Source organism: Synechococcus sp. W55.1 (genome assembly GCF_047461655.1).
GTDB lineage: Bacteria > Cyanobacteriota > Cyanobacteriia > Thermostichales > Thermostichaceae > Thermostichus.
This window is the reverse complement of record NZ_JANSHN010000019.1, coordinates 30,119-54,510: the sequence shown is the minus strand read 5'-3', so window position 1 is coordinate 54,510 and position 24,392 is coordinate 30,119. Positions and strand designations below refer to the sequence as shown.

Here is a 24,392-nt window from a genome sequence, read left to right as displayed (position 1 = left end):
AAGATGGCCAGCAAACGGGCCCTGCGCCAGCGAGCTTTGGAGATCCTGCTTCGGCTGAAGCGCCACTACCCCAACTCCACCTGTGCCCTCCACTACCGGACGCCGCTGCAACTTTTGGTGGCAACCATCCTCTCCGCTCAGTGTACGGATGAGCGGGTGAATCAGGTGACGCCGGAGCTGTTTCGTCGCTTCCCGGATGCCCAGGCCCTGGCGACAGCGCCGCGAGAGGAGATCGAGGCTCTCATCCATTCCACCGGCTTCTATCGCAACAAGGCCAAACACATTCAGGAAGCCTGCCGCAAGATCTTGAGCGATTTCGGTGGCCAAGTGCCCCGCACCATGCCGGAGCTGCTCACCCTACCCGGTGTGGCCCGTAAGACGGCCAATGTGGTGCTGGCCCATGCTTTTGGCATCAATGCCGGGGTTACCGTCGATACCCATGTCAAGCGCCTCAGCCGCCGCCTCGGCCTTACCGAGCATGAGGATCCCGTGCGCATCGAAAAGGATCTGATGCAGTTGTTGCCGCAGGCGGATTGGGAGAACTGGTCTATCCGTCTGATCGACCACGGGCGGGCCATCTGCACTGCCCGCAGGCCTCTGTGCCAGCAATGTTTTTTGGTGGATCTCTGCCCCAGCGCTCCCCTCCTGAGACCGGCGGCACCGGCCGAGAAAACGGATAAAAAAGCTACAAAAGCCTCGCCGGCCTGAGATGATGGTTTCTAGGCGCCCCGCGTGGCTGAGCCCCCCATTCTTCCGGCGCTTGTTTTGGCCGCCTCTCGCCCTAGAATAAGCTCCATGCAGGATAAACCCATGTCAGTCGCGCCCCCCGTTCTGGTCATTGCCGGCCTGACGGGATCCGGGAAAACTTTGGCCATCCAGCAGTTGGAACAACTGGGGTACACCGGCCTAGAAGGGATCCCGCCTGCCCAGGTGATCCCCTTGGTTGAGGCGATGCGGACCCATCACGCTGCTTTGGCCATCAGCTTGAATCTCCACGCCCAGGAGTACCGGGATCAAGTTCCCACCCTGGCTGCTTGGGTGCAATCGCAAGGGATCCCTTTCCTATTCTTGGAGGCCCGCTCCCCAGTGTTGCTCAACCGTCTCAGCGCCCACCGCCGTCCCCATCCCTACGGGGAAGCTGCCGGTTTGTTGGAGGCCATTGAGCAAGAGCGGCTGGCTCTGGCCCCGGTGCGGGAACGCTGCACCCACTGGTTGGATACCTCCGACCTCAATGCCCAGCAACTGCGGCAGCAATTGCAAGCTCTGGTGCAAGGGATCCCCCAGCCCCTCAACCTAAGGCTGGTCAGCTTCGGTTTCAAATACGGCGTTCCCCCCGATGCCAACTTGCTGTTCGATGTGCGTTTTTTGCCCAACCCCTTCTTTCAGCCCCATCTGCGTCGCCTCACTGGGCAGGATCCCCTGCTGCAGGAGTTCTTGTTTGCGGATCCCATCACACAATCCACCTACCAGCACATCTTGTCCCTGATCAAAGCGTTTTGGCCCCACTACCGCGCAGAGCGTCGCCCCCACCTGACTTTGGCTATCGGCTGTACCGGCGGTCAGCACCGCTCGGTGGCCCTGGTGGAGCGCCTGGCCCAGGATTTGCAGCCTTGGACTGTCCCTGCCGGCAACCACGTTCTTCCCGACCTGAATGTTCAGGTTCAGCATCGCCATCTGCTCGACTCTCAGCGGGAGCTGGAAGCCCGCTTTGGCCCGGCGCCCGGCGAAGCCGGCGTTGCCCAGCAACAGGTTAGGATCCCTTTGGCCGGCGTTCCTGCACCTTCCCATGCCTAAGCCTGTGCCCAGCAACAAGTCCGCCGCTTGGGGCATTCGCCGCCGCAAGGCTGCTTGGCCGGGAAGTGGCTGGAAATGGCTCTTTCCCGGTTTAGCCGTTAAACGCTGGCTGAGCCTGGCGGTTGGGGGCGTGCTGCTGATGGTGCTGGGCATCGCCATCTGGACGGAGTTGACCCCCATCTTTCGCTTAAAACGGCTGATCGACATCACCCTGCGCCTGATCACCACTTGGATCCCGAACAACATCAGTGGCCCCCTGGTGACCGGGATCGGGCTGGTGATGGTGGTGCTGGGGTTTCGCAGCGCCATGCGCTCCATCGAGGATGTGCTGATCCCCGAGGGAGATGAGGCGCTGGTGGATAAGCTCTTGTCGCGGCGGCGTCTCAGCCGTGGTCCCCGCATTGTGGTGCTGGGGGGCGGTACCGGCCTCTCCAATCTGCTGCGGGGTCTGAAGCGCTACAGCTCCAACATCACGGCCATTGTCACGGTGGCCGATGACGGGGGATCCTCAGGGCGTCTGCGGCGGGAGATCGGCGTTTTGCCCCCCGGCGATATCCGCAACTGCCTCACTGCTCTGGCCAACGAGGAAAAGCTACTCACCGAGCTGTTTCAATATCGCTTCCAGTCGGGGGAAGGGCTAAGCGGCCACAGCTTCGGCAATTTGTTCATCACTGCCCTCACCGCGGTAACCGGCGGCGACTTGATTCGGGCCATCACTGCCACCTCGCAAGTCTTGGCCATTCAGGGGCGGGTGCTGCCGGCCACCCTGGCGGATGTTACCCTCTGGGCGGAGCTGAGCGATGGCCGCCGCGTGGTGGGAGAGTCCAACATTGCCAAAGCCGGAGGACGCATTTGCCGAATCGGCTGTGACCCCCCCAACCCTCCCGCCCTACCGGAAGTCATCGAGGCTATTGAGGCGGCAGAGTTTGTGGTGCTTGGGCCGGGTAGCCTCTACACCAGCATCATCCCTAACCTGTTGGTACCGGAAATTGTGGAAGCTCTGGCCAAAAATATGGCCCCCCACATCTACGTCTGCAACATCATGACCGAGCCGGGGGAAACCGACGGCTATACCGTTGGGGATCACGTCATGGCTCTGGATCGGGTGGCAGGAGTGCGCCTATTTGACGGCGTGCTGGTGCAGCGGGAGCCACCCTCCCCACGTGCTTTGGAGCATTACCGCCGCAGCGGTTCTGAGTTTGTGGTGTTGGATCCCGACAAACTGGCTTACCTGGGCTGCCGCGCCGTTTTGGCTAACGTCATGCAAGAAGATCCAGAGACCGGCTTGGTGCGCCACAACCCCGAACGCCTGGCGGCAATGCTGATGCGCTGGTTCGACAGACATCGCCCCCTCTAGGTTGGCCCAGGATGTCCTCTGCTGTTATTGCAGGCGGGAATAAGGGCGGGGATAGGGCTTGCGCATCTGTCGAGCCAGGTACACCTGAAAGGTTTGCGCCACCGCCCCTGCCCGCACCAGGGGAACCTCGGCCACAGGCTCGATTTGGGCAAAGTAGTCGCCATAGGTGGCTGGGATCCCTGCCCTCGGCTGGAACAGCTTGGAAGTGATGAGCAGCCCATCCTGCCCCAGCCAATCCTGCGGCTGCGACCAAAAGGCAAAGCCCCGCAAATCTGCATCCAGGCAGGTCAGAGGCTTGTCCGTCAGCGGAGCCAGGGCCATGGCGATCTGACCGCCCAAAAAATAGACATTGGTAAAAACGAACTCTGCCTCCTCAAGGGCTTGAGCCAGGTGGGGATCTGTCCGAAACCGCTGCCGCAACTGCTCAATTTCAATGAGCTGAGTAGAGGGATCCTGCTCCACGGGCCACAGGCCCAGCCCGCCAGGAGCCTGCAGCAGGCCATAGCGCACATGGGCCAGCCCCACCCCCACCACCAAGCTGACCATCACCGCCGTCCCCACTAAGGTTCGCTTCGCTCCCGGCCACCGTTCCCAGAAGGATCCCAGCAGCAGCGTCAGCACCCAAAACCCCGGCATGGGCCAGGTGGGCAAGATGGGCCGGTAGCCTCCCATCAAGGTAAAGGCCAACACCAGCGGCAATCCACAGGCCAGGATCAAAAGGTGCTTTAACTCTTCATCCGTCAGCCGCATCCCGCGGAGAATCTGCAGGGCCACCCGACCCGTCCCTGCCAAACTCGCCCACCCCAAAGGGATCCCCAAGCTGGGGAACAGGTAAAAGATTTCAGAAAGGATCGTCAGCCCCAGCGCTGGCAGTTGATACCCTGTCTCTGGCACCGCCCGCCCCGCCTGAAAGCGAAAGGAGACCCAATCCTGCTGGGCGTTCCAGATCAGCACCGGGCTGAAGGCCAGCACAAAACCCAGCACCGCCAGCACCGTCCAGCCCGACCTCAAGGCACAGCGATGAACCGGGCTGAGCAGGCAGAAGAGCACCAGGCCAAACCCCAAAGCCAAGCCGTGGTACTTCCCCAAGCAGGCCAGCCCCACCAAGAGACCTGTGAGTGCTAGCCTAGGCCCTGGCCGATAGCGAGCCGCCCCATAGACAGCCAATTTCCCCTGCCCCAAAGGAGCCGGAAAAAACTCCTGAGCGGCCACCCACAAGGTTGCTGCCGTAAAAAAGACCAGCGGACTATCCGGCAGGGTCAGCACCCCAAACCCAATCCAAAGGATGGGTGCGATGCTGATGGCCGCCAAGCTGATCAGTCCCGCCCGAACAGAGAAAAGGCGCGCTCCGGTGTAGTAGAGGAATAGGGAAGAGCCACAATACAGCAGCAGGGATCCCAGTCGAATAGAAAAAGCCGACACCTGGCCGGTCAAGGCAGGCCCCAAGCCCGTTGTCCAGGCCACCAGCGGCGGATGGTCAAAATAGCTCCAATCCAGATGGCGGGTGTAGAGGTAGTAGTAGGCTTCGTCAAAGCCCGGCGGCAAAAGGGCAGCCACCAGGCCCCGCATGAACAAGCCCAACCCCAGGATTAGCCAAACCGCTCTAGGCAATGGAGGAGATCCCTATGGGCAGATGGACAGATCTAACTTACCTTGAATACCTCTCGGGGCTACGTCCCTCTAGCACTATGACTTTGTTTCCCGCAAAAAAATGACCGGACACCCCAAAAATTGACCCAGCTTCTCGGCCTCTGCCCGCGCCTCTGATTCACTGTCATCACAAAGCGCCAGGAAGAGGTTTTAAATCAAGCAAGTTAAAGGTTTGAGCTGTTGAATGTACGCAAGTGAGTTGGGTTTTTCATGTCCTCCTAGTTTCTTTTGAATGTGATTTAAAACTGTGGATCCAAGTGCGAAAAGTCTGAGGACTTGCCCGCACCTAATTCATGTTCTGAGGCATTAATTAAGTTATCTCCAACACTTAAATTATCTCCAACACCTCTAAAATTTCTTGGGCTGCTTTTCGGGATCCCAAGGTCTCTTCCAAAAGCTGTGGGGTGGCATAACAGTGGGATGAGCGCCAAACTAGCGGTGGTGCTTATGTGAGGATTGCAATGGAAGGCAGACCTAGGGCTAGGGTAGGGCGGCCTGTGCCGAAATCTCTGGAGACAAGGCAAAATGGCCGGCAACTTGCCCAACGGCGCCGACGCAGAGGCTCTTGGCCCCCTTCACCGCGAAGCTCCAGGCAGTGGGGAACAACGCTGGGATGGCTCTTGGGGGATCGGATCCCGACGGCCCGCCAGCTTGACTTTCGCGCCGGCATGACCGGCTTGGCTCTGACCATTGCCCTGTTTCTGACAGGGGCACGCCTGGTTTATTTGCAACATCAACAGGCACCCCTGTTGCAGCAGCGAGCCGAGGCCCAGCAGAGAGCCCAGCTAAGACCCTTCATTCCTCGTCGCTCGATTCTGGATCGTCACTCCATTGCCAAGCAACAGGCAGAATTGCTGGCCGTAGATCGCCCTGTCTACACCCTCTGGGCCCATCCCCGTCTCTTCGGCAAACGCACCCCGGAGGAAATGGCCACTGCCCTTGCTCCCCTGTTGCGGCGTCCGGTGGAGCAACTGACGCAGCGGCTGTCGGTTAATCATGCGGTGCGGGTGGAGCGCTGGGTATCCCAGGAGGTGGCGGATCAAATTCAGGCTCTGCATCTGGATGGCCTGGAGCTGGTGAGCGAGCGGCAACGCATTTACCCCCAAAAAGAGATGGCCGCCGAGGTGGTGGGCTATGTGGATCTGGATCATCAGGGCCAAGCGGGAGTGGAATATTCCCGGCAAGAGCTGCTGGAGCGTACTGTTCAGCCTGTTACTATTCCTCGCGATGGCTACGGACGACTGTTGGCTGCAGAGGTACCAGAAGGGCTGCTGCAATCCCGCGAGACGGTGCTGCAACTTACCCTAGACATGCGTCTGCAAAGAGCTGCCCGCGCTGCCCTGAAAGCCCAACTGCAACGGTTTCGAGCGCTGCGGGGTACGGTGATCATCTTGCAGCCCCACACGGGGGAGATTTTGGCTCTGGTGAGCGAGCCCACCTATGACCCCAACCGCTACTTTGAGTATGACCCCGGTCTTTTTCGCAACTGGGCCGTAACGGATTTGTATGAGCCGGGATCCACCTTCAAGCCCATCAACATTGCCATTGGGTTGGATGCTGGAGCCTTCAGGGCAGATGAGCGGGTCTATGACGAGGGTCGGATTCTCATCGGTCAGTGGCCCATTCAAAATTACGACTACCACCAGCGAGGGGCCCATGGCTGGATGAGCGTCACGGATATCCTGCGGCAATCCAGCAATGTGGGCATGGTACATCTAATGCGCAAGCTGGATCCCCGCCAGTACTACAATGCCTTGGTGCGGCTGGGGTTCAACGAGCGCAGTGGCGTGGATTTGCCCTTTGAGCCGGCCAGCCGTTTGAAACCGCTGCGACAGTTTGTTACGGTGCCGGTGGAGCGGGCCACTGTCGCTTTCGGCCAGGGGCTGGCCCTCACTCCTCTACAGTTGGCTGCCATGCACTGCATCATTGCCAATGGCGGACTGAAAGTACAGCCCCATGTGGTGCGAGGCTTGGTGGAAAAGGATACGGATACTCTGGTTTGGGGATCCCCGCAGCCCCAGCCGGTGCGGGTGTTGTCCGAGCAAGCCACCCTGGCGGTGCGTATCCAAATGCGGGATGTGGTGGACTTTGGCACCGGGCAATCGGCCAAGATCGAGGGGTATGAGATCGGCGGCAAAACCGGCACTGCCCAGAAAGTTGGGCCGCGGGGGGGCTATTTGCCCGGCAAGCGCATCACCAGTTTTGTGGGCTACTTCCCGGCCATTCGCCCGAATTACGTGATCTTGGCGGTGATCGACGAGCCGCAGGGGGAAGATGCTTTCGGCTCGACGACGGCTGCTCCCGTTGTTCGCTCGGTCATCCAGGAGATCATCGCCCTGGAAGGGATCCGCCCTAACTCTACTTAGCGCAGCCATAGGAACAAGGGGCGAAGGTGGATGCCAAAGGGGGCCCAGACAGTGAGGAAATGAGCGAAATGCCCATACCTCCGGATTGGCTCTTCCTGGAAAAAGCCATACTCAAGACTGGCCACCCACAGAGTCCGACTTAACCTCTGCACTCCTCCAGCTCAGTTTGGAGTTGAGGTAGAAGTTCCAGAATACGACAACACCGATGGCAATTAAGTTGGCCAGTAGATAATGAACGCCCAAGCGCTCGCTCAGCAAGATCACCAGTGAAGCGTTGAGAACCAAGCCGATCAAGCAGATAACATTAAACTTCGCCAACCGCTGCAGGCGATTCAAGAGCCCCGGCTGCAAGCGGGTCACATGGCGAAAAGTCCACAGGTCGTTCCAAAGGAAGTTATTGAGAATGGCCACCTCCGAAGCAACCAGCTTACTCGTTATGAGATCCCATCCCAAGTTGGCGGGATCGTGCAAAACATAGAGCAAAGCCATGTCCACCAAGGTGCCGGATAGGCCAACCGTGCTGAAGCGCAAAAAGGATCCCACCTGCCCTAGCGAAAAGCGCAGCACCATCAGGTGGTGGAGATATTGGAGACAAGTTTGCAGTTGGATTTTGCTCTCGCCGTTCTGGCGCTCCTGAAAGATGTAGCCGACTTCAGCAATGGTTTTCACCCGGCCCCGCGCCAGCACCTCGATCAGCAGCTTGTAACCCTTGGGGTTGAGCGGGATCCCGGCAATAGACTGGCGTCTGACCAGGAACAGTCCGCTCAACGGATCGGAAACACGGCTGAAGATCCCTGGCAGCAGAGCCAACCCGATCCATTGGGCCCCACGGGAGACGATGCGTCGGCCCAAGCTCCAGTGGCTCACCCCCCCCGACTCCGCATAGCGGCTGCCCACCGCCAGATCTGCCCCCTTCTGGATGAGCAGCCACAATTTGAGGATGATCTCCGGCGGATGCTGCAAATCCCCATCCATAACCCCCAGCACCTCTCCGCGGGCAGCCTGCCATCCTCGCACCACTGCTGTAGCCAGGCCCCGTTCCCGCTGCCGGCAGATAACGCTGAGTTGGGGAAACTCCTCCTGCAGCTCCTGGGCCAACTTGGCGGTGTGATCCGGGCTGTTGTCATCCACCACAATCAGCTCATAGGCCCCCGGTAGAATCGTGTCTAGGTGGGCACACAACTGCCGGATCAGGCTGCAGATACTGGAGGCTTCGTTGTAGGTGGGAATGACCAGCGACAGTTGGACAGGGCTGGACTGAGACAGAGGTGGAATCTGAAAAGGAGCTGCAGAAGCTTTGGGATCGGCAGAGGAAGTAGGAGCTCCATGAAGCATTCAGCAGGCCATCCAAAAACAATAAAACAAAAATCCTCCGCCTAGGGCTGCAAATCCTAGGACTGCCTTGGTTCATACTGGGTCCACAGAACGATCCCCTATCGTACTGATCGATGAGCCGCAGGGCTAGACCTTTCTCTACCTACTTAGCTTCTGAGGACTCCGTCTCACTGACGCGAACGGGAGAGGTCACCTGGCTAAGGGGATCCCGTGGAGTGGCTCATCGCCACCGGGATCTGGGCCTGAGCAGAGGCAGTCTCAGGCAGCGAGGGGGCAGGGGTGAAACTGGGATAAGGAATGCGCTCGTGGTTGGATTCCCGCCAGACCTCCACAAAAGCGTCCGCCACCACCTCCAAATCCTCCAGCGTCAGCCCACTGTCAACCAACTGGCCATCTTGCCAGCGGGCCTGGGCAATTTTGCGGACAACAGCCTTTGCCCGCTCGACCACATCGGGGCCGAAGCCATCGCTCAAGGTCATACTGCGCAGGGCGGCTTCACAGGCATCGGCCATCATCACCACCCCCGTCTCCTTGCTCTGGGGGATCGGGCCATCGTAGCGGAACGGTTCTTCGGGCACCGGCTGATCCCCGGCTTTCATCTGGGCTTGATGGTAAAAGTAGGCAATCAGAATTGTGCCCTGGTGCTCAGGGATAAACGCCTGGACGGCGGTAGGCAGGTTGTATTGCTTGGCCAGGCGCAGGCCATCGCTGACGTGGGCCTTGATGATCTGAGCGCTGCGATAGGGATCGTCCAGTTGGGCGTGGGGGTTGAGGCTGCCCATCTGGTTCTCGATGAAGTAGCGGGCCTGCAGCATCTTGCCGATGTCATGGTAGAGGGTGCCGGTGCGCACCAGCTCCACGTTGAGGTTCAGCTTTTGGGCAGCCCGTTCTGCCAAAGTGGCCACAAACAGAGTGTGCTGAAAGGTGCCGGGGGCCTCTGCAGCCAGTCGCCGCAACAGGGTGCGATTGGGATTGCTCAACTCGATCAGACGAATGGGGGTGGCCAAGTCAAACAGGCGCTCCAGGTAGGGGCTGGCTCCCAGGGCAACAATGCTCCACCCCAGGCTGGTTCCCCCCGCCAAAGCCATAGCCAACAGGTCGATGCCGCCGGTGGCGGCCAAGCTAACCGCCCCGTAGGCCAGCATCTGCACCGCTGCCGCTCCTCCCCCCAGCAAGGCCAGCTCTTCTCGGGAGCGGGAACGCCCGGCCAAGGCAGAGGCCACCACACTGCCGGACAACAAGGGCACGACGGTGAGCAGGTTGGCAGAGGAGACCAAGGGCAAAAACAACGCCTGGCCCACCACCACCACCAGGCCCAGCCCTGCCCCGTAAAAACTGCCCAGCAACAGCCCCACCGCCGGCAAGGAGCTGAACTCCAGCTTGAACAAGGCCGCCAACAGGGGAGCGGTCAGGGAAACCATGAGGATCAACACTCGATCCCGGCGGCGCAATCCCGGCCTCAAGCGTTGTTGCAGAGGCACAAAGACAGCCAGGCCCATGCCCATCACTCCGGCCACTCCCACCAAGCCCCAGATGTTGATCCCGCGCTGGGTAAGCCCAAAGTGATCCAAGATGAGAAAAATTTCGGGAGTGATGACCTGATCTGCTCGCACGATCACCTGGTTCTCGGCAACCGAGATCAGAACCGGCTCTACTTTTTCCAGCTCGGCGCGAATGCGCTGCTCGGTGCGCTGGGGATCCACCTCCACATTGGGAATGAGCACCTGCTGCAGCCACTGATAGACCAGCCCTTGCAACTCCTGTCGTTGGGCAGCATTGCCCGGAAACATCAAATCGTCCAGTTGGGCTTGGATCCCTTCGGCGCGAACTTCGCGGGGCAGGCCATCCACGATCCCTATCTTCTGCAGACGCTCCAAGACCCGCCGACTCAAGGTTTGCAAATGCTGCCAATCCGCATCTGCCAAATTGAGAACGGTGGCCGGGACAGGGGGGGTGAGCTGCTCCAGAGCCGGCAAAGCCGCTTGATAGCGCCGTTGCGCCGCTTCCACCTGGGCAATTAGCTGAGTATAGGGATCCGTCCCCGCCATCTGGGTGGCCGATCCATCCAACCAAGCCCGCTGCCAAACCTCAACAAGCTCCTGCTTGGCCCGCTGCTCCAGCTGCTCCGGTCGCCCAGAAGAGGGCTCTTCTGAAGGAGATGGGGTGGCTCCGCGGATGGCCTCTTGTCGGACGCGAGCCTGGAAGGGTTCCCACTCCTCCGGGGAAAGCTGGCGCAGGTAGATCTGCGTTGGCAGAGACAGCAACTGGACAGAAACATAGGGCAGAGGCCCTGCCTCTTGTCGGATGGCTTCCACCTCAGCCAGGAGACCCTCCAGGTTTTGCCGCATGCTGTCGTTGGCGGTGCTGTTGATTTTGAGGGCCTGAACCACCCGCCGTCGCGCCTCAGCTTGTCGGGCCTGGGTAGCCTCCACATCTTCAATCTCCGCCGCAGCAGGGGCAAGAAACGTCTGCGGAGAACGGCTGCCGACGGTCAGTTGTGGTTCGTTGTAGTAGCGGATCCCGTGGACGGCAGTGAGGGAGAGAAGCGCGAGGGCATAGCCGGCAATCCGCTCCGAAAGGGGGGGCCTGCTCTTTCGAGGGGAAGCTGCCTGGCGTCGCCGAGTCCAGTGTTCCGCGTTCGCGTCGGTGGCGCGAAGGGCTTTGGGCGTGAGCGGGTTTTTCATGGATTGGCCTGGCAGCGTCTTTCTCTTTTCTATCCCCTTTTGGCCGGGTAGCCCAGGAAGAGGATCTCAATCGCCGATGGTAATCTGCCCCACCATACCTGCTTCTGCATGGCCGGGAATGGTGCAAACCAAAGCGTAGACTCCAGATTTCAGGGGAATAAATTGCCACTCCACCGAAGCGCCTGGCTTCAGCTCCAATTCTCGGATCTGGCCCTTGATTTCCACACCGGCCACTTCCAACTTACGGGTCCAAACGGCATCGGCAAAATCTTTGGCGCTGAAATAATGTTTCAATTGGCTGGGGTTGCTCAGGCGAAGACGGTAGAGGCTGCCGTTGTGAAAAGACAGTTCCTTGGGCGCAAACACCAACTGATTGTCGGCAGTGCCCAACTCAACCACCTTCTCCTGCGGCGTTTGTCTGGAGAGATCCCGCGCCTGCGCCAGGCCAGGGATCCCAATCATGAGGGCCGATAGCCAGATTCCCAGCACCAGGAAATGACAGAACCTGTTTAACATTGCAACAACGAGGAGAGAGGAAAGAGCAAAGAGAAAAGAGCAACGAGGAGAGAGAAAAGAGCAAAGAGAAGAGATTCCTCCTTCTCACTTCTCACTCCTCCCTTCTCACTCCTCTGCGAGTAGCCTGGAAACTCAAGATAGCATCTCTAGGCGGAGAGGTTTTGATTCCCTTCTGCCCTGTCTAGCCATCCACATCCTCGTAGAGCCGCACGGCTGGGGCTTCCTCTCCGTCTTTCCTTATTTCAAGGGCTACCGCAGCGACGTAGCCACCGGCAACCTGAAGCGGTAAGGTCACCCAGCGGGAGTCCTCGCCCAAAGCTGCAGAGCCGGCCAGACCTCTGCCCGTTCCCTTCAGGAGTGCCTCTTTTTGTGTCCACATTTGGAAGAAGAGGGCATCTCGCTCTGGAGCTGGACAGTTGGCCAAACGGACTTGCTCGGCAGCCGAAAAGTAGCGCTGGGCGATGCGCTGCCAGCGGAGCACAGGTCGAACCCATTCCAGATCCACTCCAATGCGGTATTGCCATCTCAGGCCGATCAGGACGCGCTCGTGGGAGTGGCTGAGGTTGAACTGCAGCGGTAGGGGTGGATCCCGCCAGTAGGGTTTGCCGGTAGAACTGTGGTCGAGGGGGATCGCCTGGGGTGGAATGCCGCTGTAGCGGCTGAGCAAGCTCCGCAACCCAAGACGACCGGCCAGAAAGCGGCACCGATCCGCCGGCAGTTGTAAACGCTCTGCCCGCCGACGTTCCTCAGGAGAAAGAAAGTCGAGCTGGGGGAGCAACTTCTCCAACGGGGGGACTGTCTGCAGCCAAAGGTGCGCCTCCGACTTCCCCAACAACGGCTGCAGGGATCCCCCTGTGAAGTTGGGTCTAGACAACTCTAAGGAATAAGGATGGGATAACATGGCCTTGAATTGGTGGAGTTGGCAACACCACCCAGACAGTACACCCTTTCCTGTACGCGCTCGCGAGGCCTGGTCTGACCTGATGCCCTCCTTCCACTATCCCCCCCGTCCTGACCGTGTCCGCGCAGCTCGTCAGCAGGCCATTCGTCAGGGGATCCTCTGGCTGTTGTTGGGGTTCACGGCTGTGTTGGCGGGTTCTGCCGGTGCCCTCCTGGCCGTGATGTTGCCCCGTCAGGTGATCCCAACTTCCCTCACTCCTGCAGAACAAGAAGCCTTCCGTCCCGATGCCTTACGGGCTGCGGCTCTGGATCGCTCGTTGCATATCCTCATTCTCGGCACAGACAACCCGGATCCCACCCTGCCCTTGCCCACAGAGCGAGATCGCTTCCACACCCGCAGCGACACCATTCTCTTGGCCCGCTTTGATCCCCAGGCGCGGCGGATTACCGTTTTGTCCATCCCCCGCGACACTCGTGTGCGCTTGCCTGGCTTTGGTGTGGCCAAGATCAATGCTGCCAACTTGGCAGGGGGCCCGGCGCTGGCGGCCCAGGTGGTCAGCCACTTGATGGGTGGGATCCCGATTGACCGCTACATTCGCCTCAATACCGATGCTCTGGAAGAGCTGATCGACGCGGTGGGCGGCGTGGAAATCTACGTGCCGGAACCGATGCAATACGTGGATCACACCCAGCAGTTGTTTATCCACCTGGAACCCGGCTGGCAACGCCTCAACGGGGAACAAGCCCACCACTTTGCCCGCTTTCGCCGCGATCACCTGGGATTGGGGGATATCGGTCGGGTGCAACGGCAACAGGAATTGCTGCGGGCCCTGAGCCGGGAACTGCTCTCTCCTGCCGTCTGGCCGCGGATCCCGAAGATTTTGCAGGTCGTCCGCACCAACCTCGATACCAACCTCACCTGGGAAGAGGTTCTGAGCTTGGCCAAGTTTGTCCTCACCTCTGGGGGCGATCGCATCGACCTGGTGCTGTTGCCGGGCCGCTTCAGCCAGCCGGGAGAATTTTCCACCAGCTACTGGCTGCCGGATCCAGCCGGGATCCGACGGGTGGCCGTCTCCCACTTTGGCCTGGAGGCAGAGGTAGCCCGCATTCCTCCACACCGCCTGCGCATAGCCGTGCAAAACGCAACCGGAGAGCCGGGGATGGCCCGCCGTATGGTGCAAGAATTGGTGAGGCAAGGATACGTCCATGCTTTTGCTGTGGAAGACAGCACCCAGGTGCTGCAGCAAACGGAGATCCTCGCCCAGAGCGGGGATCGGGAGGGGGCTAAACAGATCCGCGCCGCCATTGGCCTGGGAGAAGTGCGGGTAGAATCTACTGGCGTTCTCAACTCCGATGTCACCATTCGAGTCGGCCAAGATTGGGCCCAACAACTTGCTTTGGATGAAGCGCTCCGCACCACTGATGGGAACGGCCAAGCCCAAGCTCCGCCCGGAGCCGCTCAGCTCTAGAGAGCCGGTTCGGTTGCGAGTGCGGATTTCCGAAAAAGAGCCTGCTTGTCGGGGACTTTTCGGTCTCTGTAGATTAGCACTGAGCTTGTTTGAGTGCTGAGCCACCTATGACCGTGCTGGAACAGGGATCCATCACCATCCACACCGAGAACATCTTTCCCATCATCAAGCAGTCTCTCTACTCGGATCGAGAGATCTTCTTGCGGGAGCTGATCTCCAATGCTGCTGATGCCATCACCAAGCTGAAGATGGCCAGCCTTGCCGGCGAAGTGGCAGATCTCCCAGAGCCGGAGATTACGATTGCCCTCAACAAGGAGGCCAAGACCTTAGCGGTGGCCGATAACGGCATTGGCATGACTGCCGAGGAAGTGAAAAAATACATCAACCAGGTGGCTTTTTCCAGCGCTGAAGAGTTCATTCAAAAGTACAAGGGCAAAGACGCAGAGCAAGCAATCATTGGCCACTTTGGTCTAGGATTCTACTCCTCTTTTATGGTGTCGCAGCGGGTGGAGATCGACACCCTCTCCTATCGGCCCGGCAGCACGCCGGTGAAGTGGGCTTGTGACGGCACCACTACTTTTACCCTCTCCGATTCTGAGCGCTCCAGCATCGGCACCACCGTTACCCTTTACATCACCCCCGAAAACGAAGAATACCTGGAGCCAAGCCGCATTCGGGAATTGGTTCGTAAATACTGCGATTTCATCCCCGTTCCCATCAAGTTAAACGGGGAAGTGATCAACAAGCAAAAGCCCCTGTGGAGAACCTCACCTTCCGAACTCAAAGATGAGGATTACCTAGAGTTTTATCGCTACCTCTATCCCTTTCAAGAGGATCCCCATTTCTGGGTGCACATCAACACCGACTATCCCTTCATCGTGCAAGGGATCCTCTATTTCCCCAAGTTGCGCCCGGATATTGATCCCACCAAGGGTCAAGTCAAGCTGTTCTGCAACCAAGTCTTTGTCCAAGATAACTGTGAGGAAGTCATCCCCAAGTTTCTCCTGCCTCTGCGGGGGGCCATCGACAGCCCGGATATTCCTCTCAACGTCTCCCGCAGCTTCTTACAAAATGACCGCACCGTAAGGCGCATTGGGGATCACGTTGCCAAAAAGGTGGCGGATCGTCTCAATGAACTATACAGGGAAGATTACGAAAAATACGTCAAGGTCTGGCCCGACATCAGCCTCTTTATGAAGTTTGGGGCGATGAACAATGACAAGTTCTTTGCCCAGATCAAGGATATTCTCATTTTCCGAGTGGCCGGATCCCCTGCCGATAAACCCGAATATGTGACCCTGAAAGCATACCTAGAGCGCACCCGCGATAGGCAAAACAAGCGAGTTTACTACGCCACCGATGAGGCGGCCCAGAGCGCCTACATTGATCTCCACCGCTCTCAAGGACTGGAAGTGATCATGTTGGATAGCTGGATCGACAGCCACTTCAGCAGCTTTTTGGAGCGGGAATACAAAGAAGAAGGGATCCAATTTAAGCGGGTGGACTCTGAGCTGGATGAAACGCTGGTGGATAAGGACAAAGCCGCCGAAATTGTGGATCCGGTCACGCAAAAAACCCGCAGCCAAAAGTTGGTCGATCTCTTTCGGCAGGCCCTGGGCAAAGACAAGTTGCAGATCAAAGCAGAAGCTCTTAAATCAGAGTCGGTTCCGGCCATGATCTTGCTGCCGGAGACGCTGCGGCGCCTGCAGGAGCTCAACGCCGTCATCCAGCAAAAGCCGCTGGAGTTTCTGGAAGAGCACACCCTGGTTCTGAACACGGCCCATCCCCTTATCCAAAACCTGCAATCTCTTGCCGATCGGGGGCGGGATCCCGACTTGGTTCACCTCATCTGCAATCACATCTACGATTTGGCTTTGATTACCCAGAAAAGCTTTGATCCAGCAGCCGCGCGGGCCTTTGTGCAGCGCTCCAACGAAGTGCTGACTCGGCTCACCCGCCCTCAATAGGCAGCGCTGTCCAGGGTAGACTGCAGGGCTTCCGCTCCACCGGGCAGAGACGGACGGGATCCGGCCCCGTTGCCGCTGTGGCTGTAGCTGCCTTGGAGCACGGGGGCAACTTGGCGCATCAGAGTAGCCATCTCCAGGGCACTCATGGCGTATTCCCAACCTTTGTTGCTCTTGACCCCGGCCCGCTCCAGAGCCTGCTGCAGGGTATCGGCGGTGATGATCCCGAAAATAACCGGCACTCCGGTACGAAATCCTGCCGCCGCAATGCCCTTGGAGACCTCCGCTGCCACATAGTCGAAGTGGGGAGTTTGCCCGCGAATCACTGCCCCCAGGCAGATGATGGCGTCATAACGGCGAGATTGGGCCAGTTGGTGGGCCAGCAAAGGCACCTCAAAACTGCCCGGCACCCAGTAGTAGTCCACCTGCTTGCTCTCCGGGCCGACATCCACACCATGCCGCTTCAGCGCGTCCTGGCACCCTTCCAACAATTTGCCGGTGATTAGGTCGTTAAACCGACCGATGACAATGGCCAGACGCAGATCCTCCGTCTGAACAAAATTGCCCTCGTAAACTGCCATCTGCGCTGCTCCAGACCTACCCAAGAGAAGAACAAGCGGAAAACCACGCTCTCCCATCCTAATTCACTGAGGGAGCCACGGCGCAGACGCCCCGGCCTTCATGCCCAGAGGTACTGCTCGAAACGATGGCTTGCTGGCCCTCTTGGCATTCAACTTCCACCCCGCCTTGGCAACCATCTGGGCTGACTCAAAAGCGGGAAGGAACATCAACGGGTAATTGTTGGCCAGGGGAGAATTTTCCCATTGCTGCGCAACCCTGGGCGAATACAAATGGCGGTGTTTGTCTTCCTGGCCGTTTCTTTTGATAAAGATCTATTTTTGTGCGGAAAGACACACCTCTACCTGAGGCCAAGACCTAGCTTGGGTGCATGACACAGCCGCTTTCTGAAATTGCCCGCGCCCAAGGGATCGGCTACTTTCTGCTCTCTTTTACCGACCTGTTTGGGATCCAACGGGCCAAGCTGGTGCCTGCCTCAGCTATCGACTTCATGGCAGAGGGTCAGGCTGGATTTGCCGGGTTTGCCGCCTGGTTGGACTTGACTCCAGCGGATCCCGATGTGTTTGCCCAGCCGGAGCGCGAGCGCCTGTTTCAACTGCCCTGGCAGCCGGAAGTGGCCTGGATGCCTGCCGATCTAGTCCAGGTCAACGGGGATCCCTTGCCACAAACCCCCCGCTGGGTGTTGAAGCAGGTGTTATCCCAAGCAGAAGCTATGGGCTTTCAAGTCAAGACGGGGATCGAATGCGAGTTCATGCTTCTGTCGCCAGAAGAGTGGGCCATTTCCGATGAGCGGGATCGGCAGGCCAAGCCCTGCTATGACCAGCAAAGTTTGATGCGGCGTTTTTCGGTGATCCGGGACATCTGCGATGGCATGCAGAAGCTGGGCTGGGATCCCTATCAAAACGATCACGAAGATGCCAACGGCCAATTTGAAATGAACTGGCGGTTTGACGATGCCCTAGTTACGGCTGATCGCCACGCCTTTTTCAAATACATGGTGAAAAGCATTGCCGAAAAGCATGGCTATCGAGCTACCTTCATGCCCAAACCCTTTGCTCATCTGACAGGCAACGGCTGCCACACCCATATTTCTCTTTGGCAAGGCGAACAAAACCTGTTTGCCGATCCTCAAGGGGAATTGGGGCTTTCTCAACTGGCCTATCACTTCATCGGCGGGGTGCTGCACCATGCGCCTGCTTTGTGTGCCCTCACCAACCCAACGGTCAATTCTTATCGTCGCCTCAATGCCCCTGTCACCCTCTCTGGAGCCACCTGGTCTCCCAACACAATCAGCTACAGCGGCAATAATCGCACCCACGCCATTCGGATCCCGGATGCCGGGCGGTTTGAATTGCGTTTGGCCGATGCTGCCGCCAATCCCTACCTTTTGGCTGCTGGTCTCATTGCCGCCGGCCTGGACGGGATCCAACACCAACGGGATCCTGGCCCCCGCTGTGACAACAACGCCTACACCGATCCCCTCCCCAATGCCCCAACGTTGCCCGGCTCTCTGGTCGAAGCCCTCAACCATTTAGACCAAAACACCCTGTTCCGCAGCAGGCTTGGGGATCCCTTTGTGAATGCCTACCTCAAGCTCAAACGCCAACAGTGGCAGGAATACAACCGTCAGATCACGCCCTGGGAGCGGGAAACAACCTTGGATTGCTAGCCCGGTAGTTGTTGTTATCTCATTACACCTTGAGAGAGGGCTTCCAACTGGCCTGGAGTGACCCTAAACCTGGGCCAACTGGTGCTGAGCTGCCTGCCGCATCACCTCCACCGGTACAGGCTTGCCTCCCAGCCAAAGCGATAGAGCCTTGGCCCCCTGGTGAACCAGCATCTCTAGTCCACTGATGGGGGTATGTCCCAACTCGGCGGCCATCCGCAGCAGAGGAGTGGGATCCGGCACATAGATCAGGTCGTAGACGATGGCACCCGGAGACAGCAGGCCCAGTTGCTCCCGGCTCAGGGGAGAGAGCTCCTGACCGCCAGGGGATCCCGGCTTGTGCATGCCCACGGGGGTGGTGTTGACCAAAAGCCGCGTCTGAGACAGGTAGCAATTCAACTCCGCCCAGTTCACCGTCTCCACCTGCGGCCAAGTCTGTCGCAAGGCCAGCAATGAGTTGGGGGATCGCCCCGCCACCCGCACCGGCCCCAGCCCCAACTCCAAACAGCCCTGGATGGCCGCCCGCGCTGCCCCCCCGGATCCCAGAATGAGAGTAGGGATCCCTTTTTCCAGACCCAGCAAAGGCTGCACAAAGCCATCGATATCGGTATTGGTGCCCGCCCACCCGCCCTCTGGCAAGGGGTAAACCGTATTCACCGCCCCCACCGCTGCTGCCCGCGATTCAATCTGATCGAGCAAAGGGAGAATGGCCTGTTTGTGAGGAATCGTCACATTAAACCCCCGCACCCCAATGGCCGCCAGCCCTGCCACCGCCGCCGCCAAGTGTTTTGGAGCCACCGGAAACGGCACATAGCAATAGTTTTCCCCCATAGCTGCCAAAGCAGCGTTGTGCATGGCCGGGGATAAGCTGTGGGCCACCGGATCCCCAACCAGACCAAGCAATTGGGTGCTTCCCGAAATCCGACCGTCCACCGGCTCAGCCAACTCCTCAAGGGATCCCTTAAGCCACTCAAGATTTAAAGACGATTTAAAAACTACTGAGACTCCGACTCAACCCGCTGCAGAGTCTGCCGGTAGCGATGGCGCCAGTCGGCCAACGATTCTTCCGAAATGTGGTCGATCAAGGTGCTCATCTCCGCCAGGATCTGATAAACGCGGTCAAAGCTTTGTCGGGTTCGCTCTTCCTGTTCCGGTTGACGCGCCTGCACCATGTACAAGCTCATCTTGATGGTTTGCAGGCGGTTTTTGCCCAAATCTTCCAGCATTTCCCGAATCTGTCGGATTGCCTCCTGCCTTACCCATCTTTGTCGCCGTCGCAACAGCCAAAAGAGGATCCCGTGGACGACCCCTACCAAAGTGGCGCTGACCGCCGTTGCCGTTTCTAGCGAAAAAGCGCTGCGGCTGGCCACAAAACCACTTAGCAGAATCACCCCTATTCCTACCGCCGTCAAGATGAGCTCAATGTTGTTTAGGAACCATCTTCCTGCTGGTCTCCAGATCCCAGATCCGGCCACTTGACCCTGAAGAATGCCCATCATAGCCTTTTGCACCTCCCTTCCGTCTCTCCCGTTCGCTCAGCCCATCACTACCTGCTCAGCCGCCCCAAGGCCAGGCGCGGTCTTCTACGGCTCAGTTGACGCTTCAGACAAAGCTGCCGGAGTTTTCGCCGCCGCAAGCGGAAGGGTCTATGGGCCAGGGATCCCGCTGTGGTTGACTCCGGTGCAGGAGCCTGCATCTTTCGACTCAGCTCTTGATGGTGTTGGCGGAGATCCTCAATCTGCCTGAGGCGAGTCTCCAGCTCTCGGCGCAGTTCGGCGTTTTCTTTTTCCAGACGCTGCAGGCGTTTCAGCAGCTCTGAGGACTCCGTTCCGCTGACGCGGTCGGAAACTGGGATGGGATGGGGAGCAGTCACCACCGAGCTGTGCACATTCCTGCTATCTCGCATAGCCTGGGCAGCCCGACGCAACAGAGCCACCCCCTTGGGATCATCGCTGTCCATGAGGCTGGCCGCTCCAAACTGGAGCTGCACCGGCAGCGCCCGCCCATTCACCACAAAGGGATCCTGAATCATCCGCTGACAGCAGCGTTCGGCAGCCATTTGCGCAGCAGCCAAGGTGCTCCCCGGCAGCAGAATGATAAACTGCCCCTCGTCGTAGCAAAACAGGTCGTCTCCATCGCGCAGGTTATTGGCCAGGCGCTCTCTAAACAGCTTGAGAAGAGCACCCCGACCGTCGGCTTCCAGCTCTTGTGCCAGAGAACCGAGGTTGGCCAAGCGCAGCACAAACAAGCTGAGGGGTTCGGATTGGGCACGGGCCTGGGCCACCCGCAGCGGCAAACGAGCCACCAAATCTTGACGGCTACCCACCTCCAAGCCAATTGACTTGGGGGGAGAGGGAGTAGATTTTTGCCCGGTTTTGAGCAGATATTGCTGGCGGCGACTTTCTACAATGCGCAGCCCTGCCCGCACCCGCGTCAGCAGCTCTGCAGCCTGAAAGGGTTTGGAGAGAAACTCATCGGCACCTGCCTCCAAAGCCCGCTCCATGTTGTCACTGCCCTCGCGGGCAGTCATGATGATGTAGTACACCCAGGCATATTCCGGCAATTGCCGCAGTTGGCGGCACAGGTCTAGGCCGTTCAGAGAGGGCATGACCCAGTCGGCAATGATGAGGTCTGGGGGTTGGCGGCGAATTTGCTCCAGCGCGGAGAGGCCATCCAAGGCATAAGAAATACTGCAGCCCTGCTTGCCCAAAAAGTTGGACAGCATTTCTGCCACCATGTAGCTATCATCCACGATCAGTACACGGGCTTGCAGACTGCTGTCTTGGCTTCTGCCAGAGCCGGATTTCCCCTTCTCGGGCAGAGGAGTTGCACCAACGCTCTCCGGGCTGGGATCCATAGATAAACCGAGGCAGGGTGGCGCGGGAAAGCAAACTACCCGCAACTTTCCATCGCTATTCTAATGAATGTGGTATCTCCATCGTTATTCTGATGCGGTAGCGAACAGCAGCCGCTTCCACTTTGCCGAGTTGGTTAGATGGATTGAATCACTCTTGAATCACTGAGACTTCGCTCGTCCAGAGCCGCTGTCTGTTGCTGCCCAAGGCTTGCTCTGACCAGAAGCCCTTTGGCGGGAGAGCTGAAATCTATGTGGTGAACATTTGTGAATTATTCGAGGCAGCAAAGCAGAGGCTCAGTAACGGATCTCGAGGGTGACTTGGGCGCGCACGGTTTGCTGTCCCCCCTCCACCGGTGTGGATGCTGTTTCTAGACGGGCATAGTCGGCGCGGGCAAAGGGGATCGGCGGCGGGATCATGTAGCCATCGCTCTGAATCTGGATGCGCTCGACGGAACGGATGCTCAGGTTCAAGACCCCCAGCACATCCTGGGCTTGGCGTTGGGCATCTTGCACGGCTTGGGTTAGGGCGCGGCTGCGCGCTTCCAACAGGGTGGCATCGTCGGCCCGGAAACTGACCGATTCCACCTGGGTGGCTCCGGCGGCCACGGCTTCATCCAGCACTTGCCCGGCTCTGGCCACGGGCACCTCGAATTGCAGACTGTTTTGCCCCTGCACACCCGTTAGGCGAGGCTGGCCATCCCGGTAGTCGTATTGCGGGTAGAGGGAAATGCCGGTGGTTTGCAGAGCGCTTACTTGCAGCTCCTTGAGGCGATTGACCAGCCGCTCTGAGCGTTCTGCCACCTGTTGTTGTACCGATTGCGCCGTCTCCCCTTGAATGACTACCCCTAAGCGAATGAGGGCAATGGAGTTCTCCACCGAGACCGATCCCTGCCCTGTAACCGTCAACATTCGGGATCCCTCACCAGGACTGGCCATCGCTCCACCTCCGGCGATTATGTTCCAACCCAACAGTGCCACCGCCAGTACCAGGCCCAGCCACGCTACCCCCTTCAGCCCTTTCCAACCCCTGATCCCGTTCATTGCTTTCCCCTTCTGTGGTTCAATCCCAGCCTACTCCCACCGCTCCTCAGCCTGATCCGACAAAAGCCCCAGCCACCAGTTCCCTAACCTCACCCAGCCGGTGCGTTCTTGCCCCCACGGATCCCGTATCCGCACACGGAATACCCGTTGATACTTGGAAGTGCTCCCGGAAAAAGGCCCCAGCCGCCAGTACCGTGCCTCCTGGCTCAACAGGGAGTAGCCCTGCTTTGCCGCCCACCGCTGCAGCAATTCTTGGCTGCGTCTTTGTTCCCAGACGAAAATCCCAACGAAAAGGGCAGCAGCAACCGCCGCCCCTACTAGGGCCAATGCCAGCTCAGACATGGGGATAGACTCTACTGCCCATCCTACAAAGGTTGCTCCAATGCTGGGATCCCCGGCGGTCAAAGTTCACCTTCGTCGCCTCACCCGCCCTCAGACCTTGGACAAAGAGATCCCTGCTTCAACCCATCAGGCCGTATGATCGAGGCAGGGTGGTCAAAACTTAATTTGTTCTCAATTTGTTAAGGTCTCTTTAAGAATGGCCGAATCGAAACTGCGACAACTGCTGCGCGATCTGGATGTTGAGCTGCAAAAAACCCCTGGCCTGGACGAAAAGCAGCGGCAGCACATTGCCACCATTCGCCAGGAAGTGGAAGCGGTGCTGGCCGAGCTGGGATCCCCGACCGAGAGCAAACCGAGCCAAGGCCCCAGGGATCGCATCGGAGAGGCGCTGGGCCTGTTCGAGACCTCGCATCCCAACCTTACCCTGATCCTGGAGCAGGTGATCGACACACTGGCAGGGATGGGTTTGTAGGTTCAGGGTCCGTAAAAGGGCTCACCAGAAAGCTCCCTTGCTTGCTAGCCTTGGTAATGCGTTGAAAGCTCCTGCTCTATGACCAGCACTCTCCACTCCACTTCGTTTAACACCGCCCGCTCCAAACAGATTTTTGCCCGGGCACAAAGTCTCATGCCGGGGGGAGTGAGTTCTCCGGTGCGCGCCTTCAAGTCGGTGGGCGGGGATCCCGTCGTGTTCGACCGTGTCTCAGGGGCCTACGCCTGGGATGTGGACGGCAACCAATACATCGACTACATCGGCAGTTGGGGGCCGGCGATTGTTGGCCACGCTCACCCCGAGGTCATTGAGGCTCTGCGCCGAGCTTTGGAGAAAGGCACCAGCTTCGGCGCCCCATGCGTTCTGGAAAATGAACTGGCGGAGCGGGTCATTGAGGCGGTGCCCAGTGTGGAGATGGTGCGCTTTGTCAATTCCGGCACCGAAGCTTGCATGGCGGTGCTGCGCTTGATGCGGGCCTATACCGGCCGGGAAAAGGTGATCAAGTTTGAGGGCTGCTACCACGGCCATGCGGACATGTTTTTGGTGAAAGCCGGTTCGGGGGTGGCCACGCTGGGCTTGCCAGACTCGCCGGGGGTGCCCAAGGCAGCTACCAGCGCTACGCTGACGGCTCCCTACAACGACCTGGAGGCAGTCAAGGCCCTGTTTGAACAGCACCCCGACTCCATTGCCGGAGTCATCCTAGAGCCGGTGGTGGGCAATGCCGGCTTTATTCCCCCCCAGCCGGGCTTTTTGGAAGGGTTGCGGGATCTCACCCAAAAGTACGGAGCCCTACTGGTATTTGATGAGGTGATGACCGGCTTTCGCATCAGCTATGGCGGTGTACAGGCCAAGTTTGGGGTCATCCCCGATTTAACGACCCTGGGCAAGGTCATCGGCGGCGGCCTGCCGGTGGGGGCCTACGGCGGTCGGCGAGAAATTATGGAAATGGTGGCTCCAGCGGGGCCGATGTATCAGGCAGGGACTCTTTCCGGCAACCCCCTGGCCATGACAGCAGGGATCCAGACACTGGACATTTTGCGCCGCCCGGGCACCTACGAGTATCTGGAGCGGATTACCGAGAAGTTGGCGACGGGGCTATTGCAGATCGCGCGGGAAACGGGGCATGAGATGTGCGGGGGCTATCTGCCCGGCATGTTTGGCTTCTTTTTTACTGCCGGCCCAGTGCGCAACTACGAAGAGGCCAAGACTTCCGATCTGCAGAAATTTGCCCGCTTCCATCGCGGCATGTTGGAGCGGGGAGTCTATCTGGCGCCCTCGCAATTTGAGGCCGGCTTCACCTCCCTGGCCCACACAGAGGCCGATGTGGAGAAAACTCTAGCCGCCGCGCGAGAGGTGTTGAGCACCCTCTGAGTTGACAATTA

The 24,392-nt window shown here is 58.9% G+C and carries 20 protein-coding genes; 9 read left to right on the top strand and 11 right to left on the bottom strand.

Annotation, left to right across the window (positions count from 1 at the left end):
• Window positions 1-3 precede the first annotated feature (3 nt).
• The 3 genes from nth (at window position 4) to NW816_RS10250 (ending at window position 3,151) form a co-directional block, all read left to right on the top strand.
• Complete coding sequence (nth, locus tag NW816_RS10260; protein WP_414409088.1) at window positions 4-708, top strand: endonuclease III; 705 nt, start codon at window positions 4-6, stop codon at window positions 706-708.
• A gap of 102 nt (window positions 709-810) precedes the next feature.
• Window positions 811-1,794: an RNase adapter RapZ gene (gene rapZ / locus NW816_RS10255; RefSeq protein ID WP_414409087.1), complete on the top strand. Its 984-nt coding sequence runs from the start codon at window positions 811-813 to the stop codon at window positions 1,792-1,794.
• On the top strand, window positions 1,787-3,151 hold the full coding sequence (locus tag NW816_RS10250) for a gluconeogenesis factor YvcK family protein (protein ID WP_011432626.1): 1,365 nt from the start codon (window positions 1,787-1,789) through the stop codon (window positions 3,149-3,151). The genes rapZ and NW816_RS10250 overlap by 8 nt, the downstream gene beginning before the upstream one ends.
• Window positions 3,152-3,175: 24 nt before the next feature.
• Here NW816_RS10250 and NW816_RS10245 read toward each other — a convergent pair whose 3' ends face one another.
• Window positions 3,176-4,762 (bottom strand): ArnT family glycosyltransferase, encoded by a 1,587-nt coding sequence (locus tag NW816_RS10245; protein WP_414409086.1) that lies wholly within the window; start codon window positions 4,760-4,762, stop codon window positions 3,176-3,178.
• Between the two features lie 659 nt (window positions 4,763-5,421).
• On the opposite strand from NW816_RS10245, the gene NW816_RS10240 reads away from it, so the two are divergent.
• Window positions 5,422-7,167: a peptidoglycan D,D-transpeptidase FtsI family protein gene (locus tag NW816_RS10240; protein WP_414409085.1), complete on the top strand. Its 1,746-nt coding sequence runs from the start codon at window positions 5,422-5,424 to the stop codon at window positions 7,165-7,167.
• Window positions 7,168-7,278: 111 nt separating this feature from the next.
• Here the strand turns inward: NW816_RS10240 and NW816_RS10235 are convergent, their stop codons facing one another.
• From NW816_RS10235 to NW816_RS10220, 4 genes are all read right to left on the bottom strand, one after another.
• Window positions 7,279-8,502: a glycosyltransferase gene (locus NW816_RS10235; protein WP_414409084.1), complete on the bottom strand. Its 1,224-nt coding sequence runs from the start codon at window positions 8,500-8,502 to the stop codon at window positions 7,279-7,281.
• Window positions 8,503-8,699: 197 nt separating this feature from the next.
• Window positions 8,700-11,186: an HD family phosphohydrolase gene (locus tag NW816_RS10230; protein ID WP_414409083.1), complete on the bottom strand. Its 2,487-nt coding sequence runs from the start codon at window positions 11,184-11,186 to the stop codon at window positions 8,700-8,702.
• 66 nt (window positions 11,187-11,252) lie between these two features.
• Complete coding sequence (locus tag NW816_RS10225) at window positions 11,253-11,675, bottom strand: plastocyanin/azurin family copper-binding protein (protein WP_414409082.1); 423 nt, start codon at window positions 11,673-11,675, stop codon at window positions 11,253-11,255.
• A 208-nt stretch (window positions 11,676-11,883) separates the two neighbouring features.
• Window positions 11,884-12,603 (bottom strand): 4'-phosphopantetheinyl transferase family protein, encoded by a 720-nt coding sequence (locus NW816_RS10220; protein ID WP_414409081.1) that lies wholly within the window; start codon window positions 12,601-12,603, stop codon window positions 11,884-11,886.
• On the opposite strand from NW816_RS10220, the gene NW816_RS10215 reads away from it, so the two are divergent.
• The gene (locus tag NW816_RS10215; RefSeq protein WP_414409080.1) at window positions 12,602-14,071 is read left to right on the top strand and encodes an LCP family protein; all 1,470 of its coding nucleotides are present in this window, start codon (window positions 12,602-12,604) and stop codon (window positions 14,069-14,071) included. The genes NW816_RS10220 and NW816_RS10215 overlap by 2 nt on opposite strands.
• Window positions 14,072-14,178: 107 nt before the next feature.
• Window positions 14,179-16,038 (top strand): molecular chaperone HtpG, encoded by a 1,860-nt coding sequence (gene htpG / locus NW816_RS10210; RefSeq protein ID WP_414409079.1) that lies wholly within the window; start codon window positions 14,179-14,181, stop codon window positions 16,036-16,038.
• On the opposite strand, the gene ribH is transcribed toward htpG, so the two are convergent.
• Complete coding sequence (gene ribH / locus NW816_RS10205) at window positions 16,032-16,616, bottom strand: 6,7-dimethyl-8-ribityllumazine synthase (protein WP_414383161.1); 585 nt, start codon at window positions 16,614-16,616, stop codon at window positions 16,032-16,034. The two genes, htpG and ribH, sit on opposite strands and share 7 nt — an antisense overlap.
• 368 nt (window positions 16,617-16,984) lie before the next feature.
• On the opposite strand from ribH, the gene glnT reads away from it, so the two are divergent.
• Entirely contained in the window at window positions 16,985-18,283 is a 1,299-nt protein-coding gene (glnT, locus tag NW816_RS10200; protein WP_414409078.1) for a type III glutamate--ammonia ligase, read from the top strand.
• A 63-nt stretch (window positions 18,284-18,346) separates the two neighbouring features.
• On the opposite strand, the gene NW816_RS10195 is transcribed toward glnT, so the two are convergent.
• From NW816_RS10195 to NW816_RS10175, 5 genes are all read right to left on the bottom strand, one after another.
• Window positions 18,347-19,213: a shikimate dehydrogenase gene (locus NW816_RS10195; RefSeq protein ID WP_414388114.1), complete on the bottom strand. Its 867-nt coding sequence runs from the start codon at window positions 19,211-19,213 to the stop codon at window positions 18,347-18,349.
• A 62-nt stretch (window positions 19,214-19,275) separates the two neighbouring features.
• Window positions 19,276-19,779 (bottom strand): hypothetical protein, encoded by a 504-nt coding sequence (locus NW816_RS10190; protein WP_414409077.1) that lies wholly within the window; start codon window positions 19,777-19,779, stop codon window positions 19,276-19,278.
• A 47-nt stretch (window positions 19,780-19,826) separates the two neighbouring features.
• Entirely contained in the window at window positions 19,827-21,137 is a 1,311-nt protein-coding gene (locus NW816_RS10185; protein ID WP_414409076.1) for a response regulator, read from the bottom strand.
• Window positions 21,138-21,431: 294 nt separating this feature from the next.
• Window positions 21,432-22,178, bottom strand: coding sequence for an SIMPL domain-containing protein (locus NW816_RS10180; protein WP_414409075.1), 747 nt, complete (start codon window positions 22,176-22,178; stop codon window positions 21,432-21,434).
• Between the two features lie 30 nt (window positions 22,179-22,208).
• Entirely contained in the window at window positions 22,209-22,520 is a 312-nt protein-coding gene (locus NW816_RS10175) for a hypothetical protein (RefSeq protein WP_414409074.1), read from the bottom strand.
• A 196-nt stretch (window positions 22,521-22,716) separates the two neighbouring features.
• Here NW816_RS10175 and NW816_RS10170 point away from each other — a divergent pair, with 196 nt between their 5' ends.
• On the top strand, window positions 22,717-22,992 hold the full coding sequence (locus NW816_RS10170; protein WP_414409073.1) for a DUF4404 family protein: 276 nt from the start codon (window positions 22,717-22,719) through the stop codon (window positions 22,990-22,992).
• 78 nt (window positions 22,993-23,070) lie between these two features.
• On the top strand, window positions 23,071-24,381 hold the full coding sequence (gene hemL, locus NW816_RS10165) for a glutamate-1-semialdehyde 2,1-aminomutase (protein ID WP_414399924.1): 1,311 nt from the start codon (window positions 23,071-23,073) through the stop codon (window positions 24,379-24,381).
• Window positions 24,382-24,392: the final 11 nt, after the last annotated feature.